This is a genomic window from Variovorax sp. RO1, from assembly GCF_002849325.1.
Taxonomy (GTDB): domain Bacteria; phylum Pseudomonadota; class Gammaproteobacteria; order Burkholderiales; family Burkholderiaceae_C; genus Variovorax.
This window is the reverse complement of sequence record NZ_PKMT01000001.1, coordinates 130,792-147,539: the sequence shown is the minus strand read 5'-3', so window position 1 is coordinate 147,539 and position 16,748 is coordinate 130,792. Positions and strand designations below refer to the sequence as shown.

The following is a 16,748-nucleotide window of genomic DNA, read 5'->3' as shown; positions in this document are numbered from 1 at the left end:
TCAGCCCAGTCCGCCCTTGGCACCCCACGGTGCCGGGGCCGGTCCCTGCACGTCCTCACCGGAGCAATGCCATGGCATTCAGCACCACACTCATCGGCACCAGCGGCAAGCTGCACACGACCTACAACTCCGATTGGTCGGTCGGACGGATCGGCTCCAACACGCGTGAAGACGTGATGCTGGTGCAGGCCCTGTTCAAGATCTTCTACTACGAGCTGCTCGGCTTCAACCACGACTTCGACCCGCCCCCCAACTGGAACGAAGTGATCGTCGTGGACGGCTACTACGGGCCGGTCACGCAGAAGCACATCACGCACTTCCAGGAGCAGGCGATCGCGCGCGGTCGCAAGGTCCTGCCGGACGGCATCTTCGATCCGTTCCGCGAGCCCGGTGCGTCCAGCACGATCAGCAAGACGCGCTATGCGCTCGATTTGCTGAACAACGGCTGTGCCAACAGCTGCGAAGAGCAGAACATCGACAACTACAGCAACCTGCCGAACCGGGAAGACATGCCCGCGTTGCTGCGCAGCGCGCTGAAGAAAGTCAAGAAGAAGGCCAGCAAGTACAGCTGAAAAGCTGAAAAGCTGAAAAGCTGAACAGCCTCGGCGGCCCCAAGCAAAACGCCCATCCATCAGATGGGCGTTTTGCTTGGGGGAATGGATGGCACCGCCTCGTCGCGAGGCAGGCCCTGCTCAGGGGTCCGTCGGCGCAACGCTCTCGGGCAACAGCCGCGTCATGTCGTCATCCTGGTCCTCGATCACCCACAGCGTGAGCGCCGTGTAGTTGTCGTGGCCCGGCTTGGCGTTGGCCTTGATCTGCGCATCGAGCAGTTCGGTCCACTGGCTGGGCGTGCGCGAGGCATGCAGCGTGTCGACCAGGCACTCGTCGCCCAGCGGCTCCCACACGCCGTCGCTGCACAACAGCAGCACGTCGCCGGGCAGCAGGCGCATGCGGTCGGACACCGCGATGTCGGGCGCCTCCTCGATCGAGCCCAAGGCCGACAGCAGCATGTTGCGCTGCGGATGCAGGCGCGCGCCCTCTTCGTCGAGCATGCCGCCCGCGACCATCTGCTGCACCAGGCTGTGGTCGGTGGTGCGCGCCACGATGGCGCCGCCGCGGAACAGGTAGGCGCGGCTGTCGCCGCTGTGGACCCAGGCCAGCGCTTCGCGCTCCAGGTCGATCACCGCGAACACCACCGTGGAGCGCATGCCGGCGAGCTTGCCGCCTTCGGCCTGGCGCGCCACCACATCCAGGTTGGCGCGTTCGACCAGCGCGCGCAGCGCGGCCTCGTCGAGCGAGGGCGCGCCCGAGAAGCCGCCGAGCATGCTGGCACGCACCGTGGCCGCCGCCACGTCGCCGCCACCATGGCCGCCCGCGCCGTCGGCCACCAGGCAGGCGACGTAGCGCTCGTCGTGCCAGTGGCCGTGCACGTCCTCGTTGTAGGTGCGGCCGCCCTGCCGGGAGAGCGTGACGATTTCGATTTCCAAGCGGGGTGCCTCGCGTGTGCTGGGGGTTGTTTTGGTTTTCTTCAGGTGTCGGACTTGAGGCGCGCCATCTGCTCTTCGTAGGCCGCGAGGAAGGCCTTGCCGAAGAGGCTGTGGAAGTCGTCCTCGGCCTCGCTCGCGATGCCGCCGTACAGCGCCACGAACTGGTCCCAGAGCTTGGCCTTGCGGTTGGCGGCAAAGAGCGCGTCGAGCGCGGTCTTCGCGCTGATCTTCTTCTCGAGCTCGGCCGGCTCGAAGCGCCCGATGACATGGGCCAGCGCCGCGCGCATGCCCACCATCACGCCGAACTGGTGCGCACGCAGGTCGTCGAAGGCGTCGCGCATCGCGGCCTCGGGCGGCATGAAGCCGCGCACGCCGGGCCCCAGCAGGTGTGCCAGCGCGACCTCGACCGTGGGCGAGAACTTGAGCGGGTTGTTGGCCTGCGACGCGATCATCGTGACCTCGGCGCGCACCTCGCGCTTGAACTCCTGGCGCGTGAGCAGCAGCTGCAGCGTGCCTTCGGTGGACGTACGCAGCATCGCGCCGATGCGCTCCATGAGGCCGGGCGTGAGCATCTCGGGCGGCTGGTGCGTGCTGGCCAGGCCGCGCAGGAAGGCGGCGAGCAGTTCGTCGTCGGTGGCGGTGCGCGGGGACGAGGCGGCTGCGGGTGTTGCCGGCGGCGCGACGTACACGGGCGGCGGTGGTGGCGGGGGCGGTGGCGGCTCCGCCACGCGGCCGGCGTTCTCGGGCCCGCTGATGCGGATCGGTTGGCCGGTCACGTCGTCGAACTTCGCGAGCGGAGCCACGGGTGCAGGCGCGGGCGCAGGGGGCGGCGGGGGTGGCGGCTGCGTGATGGCCTTCGGCGGCTCGAAGCCGAACTGGTCGATCGGCAAATGGTCGGAGCGCGGCACCGGCGTGGCGGGCGCGGTGCGTTGGAACGCGGCCATCGGGTCGGCGTCCGACGCGGTGTTGGGCTGCAGCAGCGGATCGGCCAGCGGCGACAGCGCGAGCGGATCACCGCCGATGCCGCCGGCGCCCGGCGAACCGCCGAAGAGGTCGTCGATGCTCGCGGCCTTGCCATGCGCGGGCGGCGCGCCGAGGTCGGAAAAATCGTCGAGCGCGCCGAGCCCCGCAGAAGGTGCGGCCGACGGCGTGGGGCCGAGCAGGTTCGCGAACGGGTCGACCTCGTCGGCCTGTGCATTGCGCGAGCCGCCGGCCATCGGGTCGGGGAAGAGCAGCGACTCGGCGGGCACGGCGGCGGCACGGGCCGGAGCAGGCGCCGGAGCGGGCGCAGCCGGTGACCCCAGCCCCGCGAGCAGGTCGGCGAACGGATCGTCGCTGTTGCTGGCAGGCGCAGCGGCCGGTGCCGACATCACGGTGTTGGGAATGACCGGCGCGGGCGACGGCGCCGCAGCCGCCATCACGCGCACCGAGAGTTCGAAGCTGCCGATGACGAGGCGTGCGCCGTCCGTCAGCGCCGCTTCCTTGCCCGCGCCCAGCGACACGCCGTTGCATTGCATCGCGTTGCTGCCGCGGTCGATGACGAAGTACTGGCCCTCGCGGCACAGCACCTGCGCGTGCACGCGGGAGACGGTGCGATCGGGATCGTCGAGCACCAGCGTGTTGGTGTCGGCACGCCCGATCGTGCCCCCGCTGGGACCGAAATCGGCGGCAATGGCCGGCCCTGCCGGGGCGCCTTGCCGTGTGATGACAGCGATATGAATCATGAGTCGGCCCCCGGGGCTGCTACGCCCGAACACGGCCCGCGCGTGCGCGGGCGAAGTCCAAAGGAGTATTCATTCCGGGGGGCGGGTTGGCAATCTCGCCGGAAGAGGTATGCCATTGCGGCGCGGTGGTGGCAAAGCGCGCACTGCATGCACCTCATGGCGCCAGCAGGAGCACCAGCGTCTGGCTCGGCACCGTGCGCACGCCGGGGCAGTTGGTGCTGTTCTGCAGCGAGGTGCTGGTCAGGCGCGTGGCGGGCATGCTGTTCAGCAGCACCGTGAAGGCGCCCGTCAGATGGCGGCTGGGTCCCATGACCGTGCCGGACGCCACGCCCAGCAGCACGCCCGGGTTGTCGCCATTGGTCATGGGAATGACCGTGCCGAGGTTGTGGGCCGGCGTGCACATGAACAGGATCGTCGGGCAGTTCGGAATGGCCATCGGCCCCATCGCGATGTTCGGATAAGGCACCGGGATCGGCGAGGGCGCGGCGGGCGTGATGCAGACATCGGGAAACCCCATGTCCGTTCCCATCATCTGGCAGTTGGCGAACATGGTGCTGCCTCAGCCGAAGTGGATTTGCGCGCCGCGCGTCTTCACCAGCTTGGCGCCGTTGATCAGCGCATGCTCGCCGCGCAGGTGCAGCAGCTCGGTTGCATCGCATTCGATGTGGGCCGCATTCACGCGGTCCAGCCCCTTGGTCGTGCGCAGGTAGTGCTGGCTGAAGTGGTTGACGCGGTCCACCACTGTGCTCAGCAGACTGCCCACGAGCTTGACCGTGCCGGCGATCATGCGCACCCGTTCGCCGATGAACTCGGTCGAATCGAGCGACACGGTGGCGGTGGCGGCGCGCACGCCCAGGCGGTGCGACGCCAGGTGCAGTTGATCGGCCTCGAGCGCGAGCTGTCCGCCCTCCACCACGAGCCGCGTGTCGCCGCTGCACCGGAGCACGCGCTCCTGCGTGCCGGCGCAGCGCTCCAGCACCGAGAGCACCCAGATGTCGCCCGGTGCCGTGCCGAAGCACAGCACGGTGTCGCCGGCCGCCGGCACCAGCAGGCAGCCCGCGGCCGTTCGCACGGCCGCGACCTGCGCGCCCTGCCGGACGCACAGCGTGCCGTTGCGTCCCGCCTCCAGCAGCGCGGTCCAGCAACGCTCGGGGGGTCCCGCGGGCGGCGCCGGGTCGGCGTCGATCGGCCTGGCGCTGCGCGGCGCGGCGGTGGCGCGGCGGACGGGGTGGTGGGCGGTGGTTTTCATGGCAGGGCTTCCAATGGAAAGAAGGGGCATCGGCCGGTGGCGCCTCAGGCCGGCAGGGGGCGCCAGTCTTCGGCCTGGGCCAACTCGGGATCGGTTTCGATCGCGCGGGAGCGGTCCTCGATCTGCGCCTCGTCGGTCAGGGCCCGGTGCAGGCAGGTTCGCGCGAGGGTCGCACCGCGCAGGTCGGCCTGGTGCAGGTGCGCGTGGCGCAGGTCGGCGTACGTGAGGTCCGCCCCGTTGAAGCGCGCCCGGTCCAGCACGGCGCCGGCGAAATGGGCCTGGTGCAGGCGCGCGCCGCTGAAGTTCGCCTGCGGCAGCTTGGCACCGGTGAACAACGCCTGCGTCAGCACGGCACTGGAGAAATCGACGCCGGCTCCCTGGGCCTCGCAGAACAGGGCCAGGGGCGCGTCGATGCGGTCGAAGCGCGCCTCGTCGAGCGTGGCGCCCTGGAAGTTGCACTGGCGCAGCGGCGCTCCGCTGAACTGGGCACCGCGCAGGTCGGCGCCCGCGAACTGGCAGCTCTCGAGCGCGACGCCGTCGAACGACACGCCGGCCAGCTGCGTGGTGGAGAACGCCACGCGCAGCAGGTGGGCACCGCGCCACGCCACATGGCGCAGATCGCAGCCGGCCACGGTCACGTGCGTCCAGCGCGTCGATTCGGCCCCCAGGTCGACCAGGCTGCTCTCGGTGAGCACGCTGGCATCCAGCAGCGCACCGCGCAACATCGCGTGATCGAGGCGGGTCTTGGTGCAGGCGAGCATGCTCAGGTCGGCATCCGACAGGTTCGCATGCGGCGCCTGGCACTCGCTCAACACGGCCGCGTGCAGGCCGGCCCCGTGCAGGTCGATGTGGTCCATCAGGCACTGGTTGAACACGGCGCGCTGCAGCCGCGCCCCGCCCAGCAGCGCGCCGCGCAGGTCGCATTGGTTGAACACGACCTCGCGCAGGTCGGCCCCGCGCAGATCGGCTTTCGCGAAGTTCACCCGGTCGAACAGCCCGCCGGCCAGCTGTGCATTCGAAAAATGACCGCCCGACAGGTCGAGCCCGGCAATCGACTCGCCGAGCAGCACGGCCAGAGTCAGCATGGTGGTGTTCATCATGGCGGCGGCGTCCTCATGCGCCCGCGGCCTGCTGTTCGGGCGTGAGCCGCGGCCATGTGCGCGCGCGCTGCAGCAGGGCCCCGTCGAAGCGCACGTCGCCGTCGAGCCGTGCGCGCGACAGGTCGGCCGCGAACAGGTTGCTGTTGCGCAAGTCGCAGCCACGCAGGTCGGCGTGCTGCAGGATCGCCTCGCTGAAGTTCACGCCCGCCAGCCTGGCGCCCCGCAGCACGGTCCGGCGCAGCAACGCGCCCTTGGCCGAGGCCAGCCGCCAGTCGCTGTCGGGCAGCCGGGCCTCGCACAGGTTGGCGCCGTCGAGCACGCTGCCGAGCATCCGCGCGCGCGACATGTCCGCGGCGCCGAAGTTGGCGCCCTGCATCCGGGCTCCGGAAAAATCCGCGTCGGCCAGGTCGCAGTGCTGGGCGAACACCATGCCCGTGCCGCGTGCACCGCCAAAGCGGGCGCCGGTCAGCTTGCAGGTGATCAGGTTGGCCTGGGCCAGGTGGGCCTCGCGGAAGTCGGCCCCCGCGAGGTCGCACTCGACGAACTGGCAGCCCGCGAGATCGGCCTCGGCGATCGAGAGGCCCGGCAGCGACAGCCGGTAGAACAGCTGCTCGGGCGCCTGCAGCCCGTGCGCATCGGTGCCGTCCCAGCGCGTGCCGATCAGCATGGCGCCCTTCATCCTGGCGCGTCGCAGCGAGAGGCCACCCAGGTTGGCGTGCGACAGCTGCGTCGCGCTGAAATCGGCCTCGTCGAACACCGCGCCCTGCCAGCGCGTGCAACCCAGGTTGGCGCCCTGGAGGATGGCCCGGATGCCGATCGCGCCGTCGAGGTTCGCATGCGCCAGCACCGCCGCCGTGAAGTTCGCGCCCGACACGTTGGCTTTTCCGAAGTCCACGCTCTCGAGCCACGCGCCGGCGAAATTGACATCGCGCAGGTCCAGCCCCGAGAAGTCGGCGCCGGTGAAGTCCATGCCGCCGAAGAACCGCAGCCCGCCGGCCAGCGCCTGCTTCATGCCGTCCTTCAGCGTCTGGGCCTGCGCCGCCTGCATCGCGGGTGCGGGCTGCTGCGCGTGCGCGCCCTGCAGATAGCCCAGCCGCTCCATCGCTTCCTGCTGCAGCAACTGGCCATGCACGGCCGCGAGGTCGAACGTGCCGGTCGCGCCGGCGTTCGCACCCTGGAGCTGTGCCAGCGCCACATCGGCATTGAAGAGCGGCGGCCCCCGATGCTCGATGGGCTTCATGGCCGGGTTCGCCTTGCGCGCCGCCACCGCCTGCTCGAGGGCGTCGAGCGCATCGTCGACGGCCGCCAGCTTCTGCGCTTCGACCTCCTGCAGCTTCTGCTTCAGATAGGCCACGCGCTGCGCCGGCGCTGGGGGCTCTTCACGCGGCGGCATGACGATGCCCATCGCATCCGGGTCGCGGCCGCTGGCGCGCACCTCTTCCCGTGCGAGGGCCACATCGATCTCGGCGCGGCGGTATTGCGCCTGCGCCTGCAGGCCCTGGCTCGCGAAGGCCTCGGCGGCCCGCTCGGCCTCGGGGTCCACCGCGTCCAGGCCCTCGGGCAGCAGGTCGCTGTCGTCCAGGCATTCGACCCCGCCCCATCGCTGATCGGCGCGTCGCGCCAGCGCATCGAGGTAGTGGGCGTCGGGCCGCGACGCATCGACACGTTCGACGGCGCCGAGCAGCCCGTGCACGTCGGAGCCGTCGTCGGTGGCCACCTCGGCCAGCCCCTGGAACAGCAGCAGCGCCCGTTCGGCATGCGGAAAGAACCAGACCGTCGTCAGGCGCAGCGGCACTTCGCGCAGGCGCGGCTCGGCGGTGCCGACGGCGCGGTAGTCGGCGAACACGCGCGCGCGCAGGCCGGGCAGCCGCCCTTCGAGCCGCGGCTTCTGCGGATGCATGTGATCGAACTGGAAAGGCTCGTCGCCGCGCAGCGGGGCGTCGAACCATTGATCCTCGGGAGCGAGATTGAAGTAGCGCCAGTCCAGGTCTGGCGCGAAGCCCGGCGCGTGCGCCTTGAGGTAGTCCACGTCGTAGGTGCCGCGAAAACGCGCGCGCTCCGGATGCATCGGCCCCCGCAGGCCGAAGCCGGCGGGCGCCACGGGCTGTGCCGGATCGCGCAGGGGTTGGTCGGGCCGCTCGATGTGGGGCAACCGGTGGCGCCCGCCCTCGGGCGCGGCGCCGATGCCCTCGGGGTTGGCCGGCACCGCGGGGCCCCCATAGGCATGCGCGGCGTCGATGGGCATGGCGTCGAACGGCAGCGGCGCGCTGGCCTTCGTGCCCTCCCAGTGGCGATCGCCGAAGACGAGCAGGGTCTTGCTGCGGCTGCCCAGCCGCGCGCGCACCGCGCAGGCGCTCGGGCTTTCAGCGGGAGGAAAGGCCTGGCCGTGCACGAGGAACTCGGGCGTGAGCTTGGCCACGCCCTCGTCGACCAGCGGCACCGCCATCTCGCGTCCGATGAAGTTCCAGGCCGACTGCTCGCCCCACAGCGTGCCGCCCTCGGCTTGCTCGAACGGCACGTGCAGCATGGCCGTCACGCACAGGCCGAAGCGCTTGCGGTACTCGATCGGCCGGGTGCTCAGGCAGACAGCCTGGGGTTTGACGACTTGCATGATGGTTCGCGCGCTGGCCTTCTTCCCGATCAGCCGTTGGGATGGGTGGGGTTGCCGGCGTCATCGCGGCCGAGCAGCTCGCCGGCGCCGCGTTCGCTGCCCACGGCGTCGACGCCGGGGATCATGCCCAGCAGTGCCAGCACCGCGCCGCCGGTGCCCACCGTCGCGACCGTGAGGGCGCCGTCGTTGAGATTGGTGCTCACCAGATTGCGCATGCGCTCCAGCCGTCCGCGCATGCCGGGGATGCGGTCGATGTCGCTGCTCGAGAGAATTTCGTTCATCAACTTCCTCGCGTCGGCGTACTGGGAACCCAGGGACGCCGCGCCGCTGATCATGGAAACGGCACCGTACGCAAGGCTCGCGACTGCCCCCACCGTCCCGGCGGTGGCCATGGCGCCCGTCGCGGCGGTGCCCGCCCCGGCCCCGGCGCCCGGCATGATCGAATGCAGCGGGGCCTGCCGCACCGAGGTGCCGTCCCGCTCGATCTTGAGGCCGGCCACCGATTCCATGCTGATGGCCAAGGTGTTGTCGACCTTCAACCCGAGGAAGTTCGACATCGCGATGCCCAGCGCGTTGTCCATGCTCAGCCCCATGAAGGTCGAGCGGGCGACGCCGAGATTGAAGTCGGTGTTGTTGCCGATGTAGCCGCTGGTGTTGGGGCCGAGCACCGTGGTGTTCGAGCCCACCGACACGGTGTTGATGTTGCCGATGGCCACCATGTTGAGCTCGGTGTTGCTCACCAGCGTGTACTTCTGGAAGGCCGCGGCATACGGTGCGGCATTGGCATCGATCTTCATCGAGTTGCCGCCGGTCACCTTGAACTCCATGTGCCCCGCTTCGAAGACCATGGTCGGGGCCTTGTACTTCACTCCGCCCTGCACCGTGACGGTCTGCGTGCCCGTGACCGTGCGCGTCTCGTTGCCGCCCGTGATGTCGGTGCGGTTGCCGTCGGACTGGATCTTGTGATGGCCCTTCACCAGCAACGCATGGTCGATGTCGACATTCGTGGTCTGGTAGCCCACCACATGGTTGTCCTGGTTCTTGCCGACCGTGAGCTTCTGGAACTTCTGGATGATCGTGGTGTCGTTGTTCTCCACCGTCGTCTTGCGGTCCCGCACGACCGTGGAGGTCTGGTCGCGCTTCACGGTCACGGTCTGGTCGCGGTCCACCGTGGTGGAGTCGTCCAGCTCCACGCTGCGGCTCATGTTCTTCTCGGCGTGGATGTTGATGTTCTCCTCGCCCTTCTTGTCCTCGAACATGATCTCGTTGTAGTTGTTCACGCCGCCGCCCGGCGTGGACCGGGTCCGGAAGCCGCTCTGCGTGGGCGACTTGTACGGAATGGGCTGGTCGTCGTTGTAGACGCGGCCCACGATCACCGGGCGGTCGGGGTCGCCGTTGAGAAAGTCGACGATCACCTCCTGGCCGATGCGCGGCGCGAAGTAGCCGCCCCAGCCCTTGCCGCCCCAGGGTTGCGACACGCGCACCCAGCAGGTCGACTTCTCGTTGCTCTCGTCGTAGCGGTCCCAGTGAAAGTGCACCTTCACGCGGCCGTGGTCGTCCACGTGCAGCTCGTCGCCCTTGGGGCCGACCACGATCGCGGTCTGCGGGCCGGGCATGGTCACGCGCGGCGTGAGGCGCGGCGCACGGAACGGGCGGTCGACCGGCATCACGGTGAGCAGGAAGATGCTGCTGCCGGTCTGCGCGGCGGCCAGCGCGGGCGTGGCGGCGATCAGCTCTTCCAGCACCGGCAGGGTGTCGGCGTTCACGGCGTCGTCCCGCAGCACGTCGGCCAGCGCGCGCTGCACGGGCTGCGCTGCCGCGCTGGCGCTCACGCCTTCGTAGCCGCGGTGGCTGGCGATGAAGGTGCAGGCGGCGATCACGTACTCGCCGTTGCGCGTGCCGTCGGGGTCGTCCTCGTACTTGAAGCTGCGTCCGGCCGCGGCGTCGGGCCACGGTGTGAGCGCCCAGTGGCGGTCGCGGCGCGCGTTGAGTTCGTCGCCGCGCAGCTTGGCGCGCGTCTCGGCGTCGCCGCCGGTGAAGTAGCCGCCGGGAAACTCGAACATCTCGAACTCCGCGAGTTCGTGCTCGTCGGAACTGTCGATGTCGGCGCCCAGCTTCTTCTTGATGGCCTTGAAGTCGCTGTCGCGCGACGCATGCTTGCCGGTGTCGAACTGCCGCGCACTGACCCAGCGCGAAATTTCGTTGAAGCGCGGCTCGGCCGCATTGACCGCCATGTGGCGCAGCGTGTCGGTGGCGGGCAGTTTGTCGTGCGCCATGTCGCTGGCGTCCGACAGGTGCATGGTGCCGGGCGCGTCGTGCGCGTCGAACCAGTAGTAGATGCCCTCGTCTTCCAGCAGGCGCGACAGGAACTGGTAGTCGCTCTCCTGGTGCTGCACGCAGTAGCGGCGCGGGTTGTGCGTGCCGATGACGTTGGTGGCCTTGGTCTTCTTGAAGCGCTTGATCGGGCTGTCCTCGAACACCGCGTCGAGCACTTCGAGCACCTTCTTTTCCTGGTGGATGCGCGAGTTGGCGCGCTTGGTCAGCAGCCAGAACCACGAGCGCAGCGTGATGCGGTACTCGTAGTGCCGCCCCATGTGGCCCGCGCGCACGAAGCGCACGGCATGCCCCTGGCAGTGCCGCTCGTGCGCGCCGCCGTCGGCGTCCTGGAACGCGATGACGACGTCGAAGGCGTGGCCCAGGATGTCCTTGGCGGCGAGGTCCTTGTTCTTCGACAGCACGGTGAGCTCGTAGGCCGCGGGGCGCGCCAGCGCCTCGTGCCCGACGATGCGCCAGAACATCAGGTCGTCCTTGGCGGGCGAATCGCTCTCGATGCGGAACTCGTGGTCGGCCATCTTGGGTCTCTCGGAAGTGAAGCGTCTCGCTGCGCGGGGGTCAGTCGAACGCGTAGGTGAAGTCGGCATCCTTCACGTCGAGCGCGACGCGGCGGATCTCGCCGCCGGACGCCAGGCGTTGCAGGTACTCGACCGAAATGGTGGGCAGCACGGTGTTGGTCAGGATCGCGTCGATCACGCGCCCGCCCGACTCCGGGTCCTGGCAGCGCGCCACCACCTGCTCGATCACCGCCTCGGTGTATTCGAAAGGCACGCCGTGGTTCGTTTCCACGCGCTTCTTGATGCGACCCAGCTGCAGCCGCACGATCTTCTTCATCATGTCGGGCGACAGCGGGTAATAGGGAATGGTGACGATGCGGCCCAGCAGCGCGGGCGGGAACACCTTCATGAGCGGCGCCTTCAGCGCATCGGCCAGTGCATTCGAATCGGGCAGCAGCTCGGGGTCGCGGCACATGCTCATCACGAGCTCGCTGCCGGCGTTGGTGGTGAGCAGGATGATCGTGTTCTTGAAATCGATCATGCGGCCCTCGCCGTCCTCCATCCAGCCCTTGTCGAAGACCTGGAAGAAGATCTCGTGCACGTCGGGGTGGGCCTTCTCCACTTCATCGAGCAGCACCACGCTGTACGGGCGGCGGCGCACGGCCTCGGTCAGGATGCCGCCCTCGCCGTAGCCCACGTAGCCGGGTGGCGCACCCTTGAGCGTGGAGACGGTGTGCGCCTCCTGGAACTCGCTCATGTTGATGGTGATGATGTTCTGCTCGCCGCCGTAGAGCGCCTCGGCCAGCGCCAGTGCGGTCTCGGTCTTGCCCACGCCCGAGGTGCCGCAGAGCATGAAGACGCCGATGGGTTTCTGCGGGTTGTCGAGCCGCGCACGCGAGGTCTGGATGCGGCGCGCGATCATCTCGAGGCCATGCTTCTGTCCGATGACGCGCTGGTTCAGCGTGTCGGCGAGCTTGAGCACGGCTTCGACTTCGTTCTTGACCATGCGGCCGACGGGAATGCCGGTCCAGTCGGCGACGACCGAGGCCACGGCCTGCTCGTCGACCGACGGCAGGATGAGCGGCGACTCGCCTTGCACCGCATGGATCTTGGCCTGCAGTTCGTGCAGCTCGGCCAGCAGCGTGGCGCGGTCGGGGCCGGCTTCCGCGGGCTCTGCGGCGGCTTCGCCGTTCGCGGGCGCATCGACCGGTTTGTTGCCCGCGCGCAGCTTGCTGCGCAGTTCGAGCAGCCGATCGACCAGCCCTTTCTCTTCCTGCCAGCGCGCATTCAGCCCTTCGAGCTGCAGCTTCGATTCGACCAGCAAGGCCTCCACCTGCGCAGAGCGCTTGGTCACGTCGATGCCGATGGTGGCCTCGCGGCCGATGATCTCCTGCTCGACCGTGAGCCCTTCGATGCGGCGCATGCAGTCTTCCACTTCGGGCGGTGTCGCGTGCTGGCTCACGGCCACGCGCGCGCAGGCCGTGTCGAGCAGGCTCACGGCCTTGTCGGGCAACTGGCGCGCGGGAATGTAGCGATGACTCAGCTTCACCGCGGCTTCGATCGCCTCGTCGAGCAGCTGCACGCGGTGGTGCTTCTCGAGCACGCTGGCCACGCCGCGCAGCATCAGGATCGCCTTGACTTCGTCGGGCTCTGGCACCTGCACGACCTGGAAACGCCGGGTGAGCGCCGGGTCTTTCTCGATGTACTTCTTGTACTCGGCCCAGGTGGTGGCGCCGATGGTGCGCAGGTTGCCGCGCGCCAGTGCAGGCTTGAGCAGGTTGGCCGCATCGCCGGTGCCGGCCGCGCCGCCCGCACCGACGAGCGTGTGGATCTCGTCGATGAACAAAATGATCGGCGTCGGCGAACTCTGCACTTCGTCGATCACCTGGCGCAGGCGCTGCTCGAACTCGCCCTTCATGCTCGCGCCTGCTTGCAAGAGGCCGATGTCCAGCGTGAGCAGCTTCACGTCCTTCAGCTGCGGCGGCACGTCGCCGCGCGCCAGGCGCTGCGCGAAGCCTTCCACCACCGCGGTCTTGCCGACACCCGCCTCACCCGTGAGCAGCGGGTTGTTCTGGCGGCGGCGCATGAGGATGTCGACGATCTGGCGGATTTCCTCGTCCCGCCCGGTCACCGGGTCCATCTCTCCCTTCTTGGCTTTCTCCGTGAGGTCGACAGCAAATTTCTTGAGGGCGTCGCCCTTGCCCATGGCGGCCGGCGCCATGGCGCCCGAGTCTTCGCCGGGTGTGCCGCTGCCCATGCCGGTGCCGTCTTGCGCGCGCATCTGTGCTTCGGGCGAGGCGTCGCAAATCTTCGGGAAGTTGTCGGCCAGGTCTTCGACCTTGATCTTCTCGAACTGCTTCGAGAGATTGAACAGCGGGTTGCGCAGGCTCTGCGTTTTCAGCATGGCGACCACGATGTAGCCGGTGCGCACCTGCGCTTCACCGAACTGCAGCGTCGCGTAAGTCCACGCGCGCTCGATGGCGTTTTCGATGTGCGGCGAAAAATCGCTGATGGCGGTGGCGCCGCGCGGCAGGCGGTCGAGCGCGGCCGTCATGTCTTTGGCGATCACCGACACGTCGAGGCCGTAGTGCTGGATCACGCGGTGCAGGTCGGAGTCCTGCGCCTGCAGCAGCTGGGCGAACCAGTGCTCCAGTTCCACATACGGGTTGCCCCGCATCTTGCAGAAGACGGTGGCGCCCTCGATGGCCTTGTAGGCCAGCGAGTTGAGTTTGCCGAAGAGGGCGGTGCGGCTGATTTCACTCATGGAGGACTCCGTATCTCTTCTGAACGAATGAAGAGGGGTTTATTGAAAGGAGGCGGGCTGCGGCGACCGCGCCCTCGACGGCTGGCTGGCAATGCGCACGTCCGCCGCATCGCGGGTGCGCGGGCGTTCGCCGAGCCACGAGACCCAGCCCAGGCGCGGGCCGTTGCCCCGGGCCTGGCCCAGGCGCGTGGACGGCACCTGTGCTTTTTCGAGCACCAGCTCGGCATCCCATTCGAGGGTGTCGCCGAGCAGCTGCTGCATCCAGCGCTGCAGCACGGGCTGCGCGTCGCCGATGGGAAGGAACATGCGGTACTGCGCGACCGTGAGCGGCCCCAGGTGCAGGCGCACGCGGTGCTGGCGGTCCCACGCGCGCGTGCCGAGCATCGCGCCCATGCCCATCGACCGCGAACTCTCGCCCTGCCCCAGCCGTGTGAGGTCGTCCGTCGGCAGGCGCATCCAGTGGCCGACCCAGCGCTCCAGCTTCACCGGCACGCCGAAATAACTGCACAGCACCGACTCCACGCTTTCCGCGTTGTGCACGCGGCGCGCGAGCCAGCCCGAAAAGTGCAGGCGCGCGTCGTCATGGATCTCGTCGCGATCGATGCGTCCCGGCGTGCCGATGCCGATCAGCGCGCCCACCTGCAGGCGGAAGCGGTCTTCGCCCGGCCGGTCGAGTGCCACGGCCGGACGCGACTGCGCCCACGCACGGTAGAAGTGCAGCGAGAAGCGGTGCGAGAAGGTGTCGAGAAAAGCCAGCCAGGTCGGGTCGCCGTGGTTCAGGCTGCGCTCGCGGATGAAGTCGCTCAGGTGCACCGGCAGCGGACCATTGGGGCCGATGTAGCCGAAGAAGTGCTGGCGCAGGCGCGGCGGCGAATAGGCGGTGGCCGGCTCGAAGCGGCTGAAGCTGGCGGGCGCGAACGAGAGCGAAGGCTCCTGCCCCACGCGCACCGGCTCGGCGCTCGGCAACAGCGCGCGGCCCCAGCGCGGCGTGGTCTTCGCGACCGATTCGAGGCGGCGCATCACAGCGAAGTAATCGAAGTCCCACGGCTGCGCCGACCACCCGCGCAGCGCGTTGTCCACCCGCGTGCTCACAGAATCTGTCGTGTCCCGCACAGCGGCCTCCAGCGCATGGCTTCGCCCTTGCCCGCGACGCGCAGCACGGTCTCGACGAAGTGGTTCACCTCGACGTGGCGCGCGAGAAACTGCGCGAGCACGGCGCCGAACAGGAAGGCGCTGTGGCCGTGGAAGGCGTCCTTGTCGACCTCGAGCGTCACTTCGAGCCCGCGCCCGAAGGCGATCGGGCCCGCGAGCGGCAGGCGCCGCGCGACGGGCTTGCTCTTCACCGACAGCAGCCCGCGCACCTGGCCCTGGCGCATCTCGTCGGCATGCACGGCGTAGAGCATGAGCGTCTCGCGCAACGCAGCGGCGCCCTGCTCCGGCGTGCTGTCGGACAGCGACAGGTAGTTGAGCGCCAGATGGTCCACCACGCGCCAGCCCAGCCCCTGGCTCACGACCGGCGACACCGGCCGCGACGGCCCGCGCACCATGCGCACGCGCTGCACAGGAAAGGAATCGACGCAGTCGAAGTCGTTCTCGCGGCCCAGCGGCATCAGCAGCGGCAGGTCGCGGTTGGTGCACAGCGCGGTCACGGCGAGCTGGCGCAGCGTGGCGGCATACGGCGCCTGCTGCGGGTCGACGATCTGCATGTAGACCTCGGAGCCGATGTGGCTGCTGCGGTGGCCTTCGGTGCGCTGGCGCACCGAGAGCATGCGCGGCTCGCGCGTGGTCGTGAAGTAGGCCGGGTGGCTGTTGCGGCTGCCGTGGAAGGCCGAGTAGAACGGCCGGAACGGCTGCTCGGCCACCGCGGCGTCGGCGCCGGGCGCGCCATGGCCGATGACCTCGGTGACGGTGTGCACCTCGAAGTCCTGCGGGCGCGTGCGGTCGGGCACGAGGTGGAACTGGCTCACGCCCTCGGTCACGGGCACGCGGTCGAGCCGCTTGGTGAACAGGTTGACGGCGGGCACGCAATGCAGCTGCACGTTGTCGGCGCTCACCAGCTTCTCGAGCGCCGCATCGCCGCGCGAGAACAGCAGCACGATCTCGATGTCGGTCACTGGCATCGTCGCGAGCAGCGCCTGCAGCCCGCCGATGCGCACGAACTGGAAGCGCTGCGGAAACGCGAAGTACTCCTGCAGCAGCCGGAAGCCCGAGAAGCCCGTGGCCGTGACCGGCAGCAAGGCCTCGTCGTCCTCGAAGCCGACCGCGCCAATGGCGCTGCCCGGCAGGCTGCGGGCCGTGCCCTGCAAGGCACCACTGGCCGTGAGCGGTCGCACCCACACGCTGATGGGCTGGCCCAGCGCGCATTCGTGCAGCTGCCAGGCCACGTCTTCCGCGCCGCCGAAATGCAGCACCAGGTCGTCGAGCGCGATCTGGCTGAAGTCCAGCCCCGCCGTGGCGCGCAAGGCAATGCGCAGGCCGCCGCGGATGGCGCGCGATTGCGGGTGGGTGTTCAGCGGCAGGTCGGGCGCATAGGTGAAGTATTGGGCGCGCTGCACCTCGATCGGCCAGATGCGCAGCGCAGCGGCGGTGCGGAACTCGCAGTGCGTGTTCTGCCCCACGGCCTGGCGCGCGCGCAGGCCGGCGCCGCGCGGCAGCGTGGGGCCGGCCGCGAGGTTGGCGTCTTCCGGATCGGGCACGAACGACACCACCGTCATGGCCGGCGTGGGCGCTAGGAAGTGCGGGTAGACGATGTCGAGCAGGTGGCCCGTAAAGCGCGGGTATTCGGCGTCGAGCTTCAGGCCCACACGCGCCGAGAGAAAAGCCGTGGCCTCGATCAGCCGCTCCACATACGGGTCGGCGACTTCCTGGCCTTCGATGCCCAGGCGGTGCGCGATCTTCGGAAAAGCGCGCGCGAACTCGGCGGCGCTTTCGCGGAAGTAGCGCAGTTCCTGCTCGTACAGGCTCAGCAGCCGAGGGTCCATG

11 protein-coding genes are annotated in these 16,748 nt (G+C 69.2%); 1 reads left to right on the top strand and 10 read right to left on the bottom strand.

Annotated features, from left to right (window positions below):
* Positions 1–71: 71 nt before the first annotated feature.
* On the top strand, positions 72–572 hold the full coding sequence (locus CY658_RS00605; RefSeq protein WP_101488415.1) for a peptidoglycan-binding domain-containing protein: 501 nt from the start codon (positions 72–74) through the stop codon (positions 570–572).
* A gap of 120 nt (positions 573–692) precedes the next feature.
* On the opposite strand, the gene CY658_RS00600 is transcribed toward CY658_RS00605, so the two are convergent.
* The 10 genes from CY658_RS00600 to tssF all read right to left on the bottom strand — a co-directional run bounded on the left by CY658_RS00600 (position 693) and on the right by tssF (position 16,747).
* Positions 693–1,487, bottom strand: coding sequence for a PP2C family protein-serine/threonine phosphatase (locus CY658_RS00600; protein WP_101488414.1), 795 nt, complete (start codon positions 1,485–1,487; stop codon positions 693–695).
* 41 nt (positions 1,488–1,528) lie between these two features.
* Positions 1,529–3,211: a type VI secretion system-associated FHA domain protein TagH gene (tagH, locus tag CY658_RS00595; RefSeq protein ID WP_101488413.1), complete on the bottom strand. Its 1,683-nt coding sequence runs from the start codon at positions 3,209–3,211 to the stop codon at positions 1,529–1,531.
* Positions 3,212–3,365: 154 nt separating this feature from the next.
* On the bottom strand, positions 3,366–3,761 hold the full coding sequence (locus tag CY658_RS00590; RefSeq protein WP_056584565.1) for a DUF4150 domain-containing protein: 396 nt from the start codon (positions 3,759–3,761) through the stop codon (positions 3,366–3,368).
* A gap of 9 nt (positions 3,762–3,770) precedes the next feature.
* Positions 3,771–4,460, bottom strand: coding sequence for a DUF3540 domain-containing protein (locus CY658_RS00585; RefSeq protein WP_180838813.1), 690 nt, complete (start codon positions 4,458–4,460; stop codon positions 3,771–3,773).
* A gap of 44 nt (positions 4,461–4,504) precedes the next feature.
* Complete coding sequence (locus CY658_RS00580; RefSeq protein ID WP_257884590.1) at positions 4,505–5,560, bottom strand: pentapeptide repeat-containing protein; 1,056 nt, start codon at positions 5,558–5,560, stop codon at positions 4,505–4,507.
* A 13-nt stretch (positions 5,561–5,573) separates the two neighbouring features.
* The gene (locus CY658_RS00575; protein ID WP_101488411.1) at positions 5,574–8,171 is read right to left on the bottom strand and encodes a DUF2169 family type VI secretion system accessory protein; all 2,598 of its coding nucleotides are present in this window, start codon (positions 8,169–8,171) and stop codon (positions 5,574–5,576) included.
* A 29-nt stretch (positions 8,172–8,200) separates the two neighbouring features.
* Positions 8,201–11,023, bottom strand: coding sequence for a type VI secretion system Vgr family protein (locus tag CY658_RS00570; protein ID WP_101488410.1), 2,823 nt, complete (start codon positions 11,021–11,023; stop codon positions 8,201–8,203).
* Between the two features lie 40 nt (positions 11,024–11,063).
* The gene (tssH, locus tag CY658_RS00565; RefSeq protein WP_101488409.1) at positions 11,064–13,766 is read right to left on the bottom strand and encodes a type VI secretion system ATPase TssH; all 2,703 of its coding nucleotides are present in this window, start codon (positions 13,764–13,766) and stop codon (positions 11,064–11,066) included.
* Between the two features lie 39 nt (positions 13,767–13,805).
* Entirely contained in the window at positions 13,806–14,858 is a 1,053-nt protein-coding gene (gene tssG, locus CY658_RS00560) for a type VI secretion system baseplate subunit TssG (protein WP_257884589.1), read from the bottom strand.
* Positions 14,855–16,747 (bottom strand): type VI secretion system baseplate subunit TssF, encoded by a 1,893-nt coding sequence (gene tssF, locus CY658_RS00555; protein WP_101488408.1) that lies wholly within the window; start codon positions 16,745–16,747, stop codon positions 14,855–14,857. The genes tssG and tssF overlap by 4 nt, the downstream gene beginning before the upstream one ends.
* Between the last annotated feature and the right edge of the window lies 1 nt (position 16,748).

Excerpts from the sequence above, each read along its gene's own strand:
- CY658_RS00605 (WP_101488415.1), top strand. The coding sequence starts at position 72 with ATGGCATTCAGCACCACACTCATCGGCACCAGCGGCAAGCTGCACACG.
- tagH (WP_101488413.1), bottom strand. The coding sequence starts at position 3,211 with ATGATTCATATCGCTGTCATCACACGGCAAGGCGCCCCGGCAGGGCCG.
- CY658_RS00590 (WP_056584565.1), bottom strand. The coding sequence starts at position 3,761 with ATGTTCGCCAACTGCCAGATGATGGGAACGGACATGGGGTTTCCCGAT.
- CY658_RS00585 (WP_180838813.1), bottom strand. The coding sequence starts at position 4,460 with ATGAAAACCACCGCCCACCACCCCGTCCGCCGCGCCACCGCCGCGCCG.
- CY658_RS00580 (WP_257884590.1), bottom strand. The coding sequence starts at position 5,560 with ATGATGAACACCACCATGCTGACTCTGGCCGTGCTGCTCGGCGAGTCG.
- CY658_RS00575 (WP_101488411.1), bottom strand. The coding sequence starts at position 8,171 with ATGCAAGTCGTCAAACCCCAGGCTGTCTGCCTGAGCACCCGGCCGATC.
- CY658_RS00570 (WP_101488410.1), bottom strand. The coding sequence starts at position 11,023 with ATGGCCGACCACGAGTTCCGCATCGAGAGCGATTCGCCCGCCAAGGAC.
- tssH (WP_101488409.1), bottom strand. The coding sequence starts at position 13,766 with ATGAGTGAAATCAGCCGCACCGCCCTCTTCGGCAAACTCAACTCGCTG.
- tssF (WP_101488408.1), bottom strand. The coding sequence starts at position 16,747 with ATGGACCCTCGGCTGCTGAGCCTGTACGAGCAGGAACTGCGCTACTTC.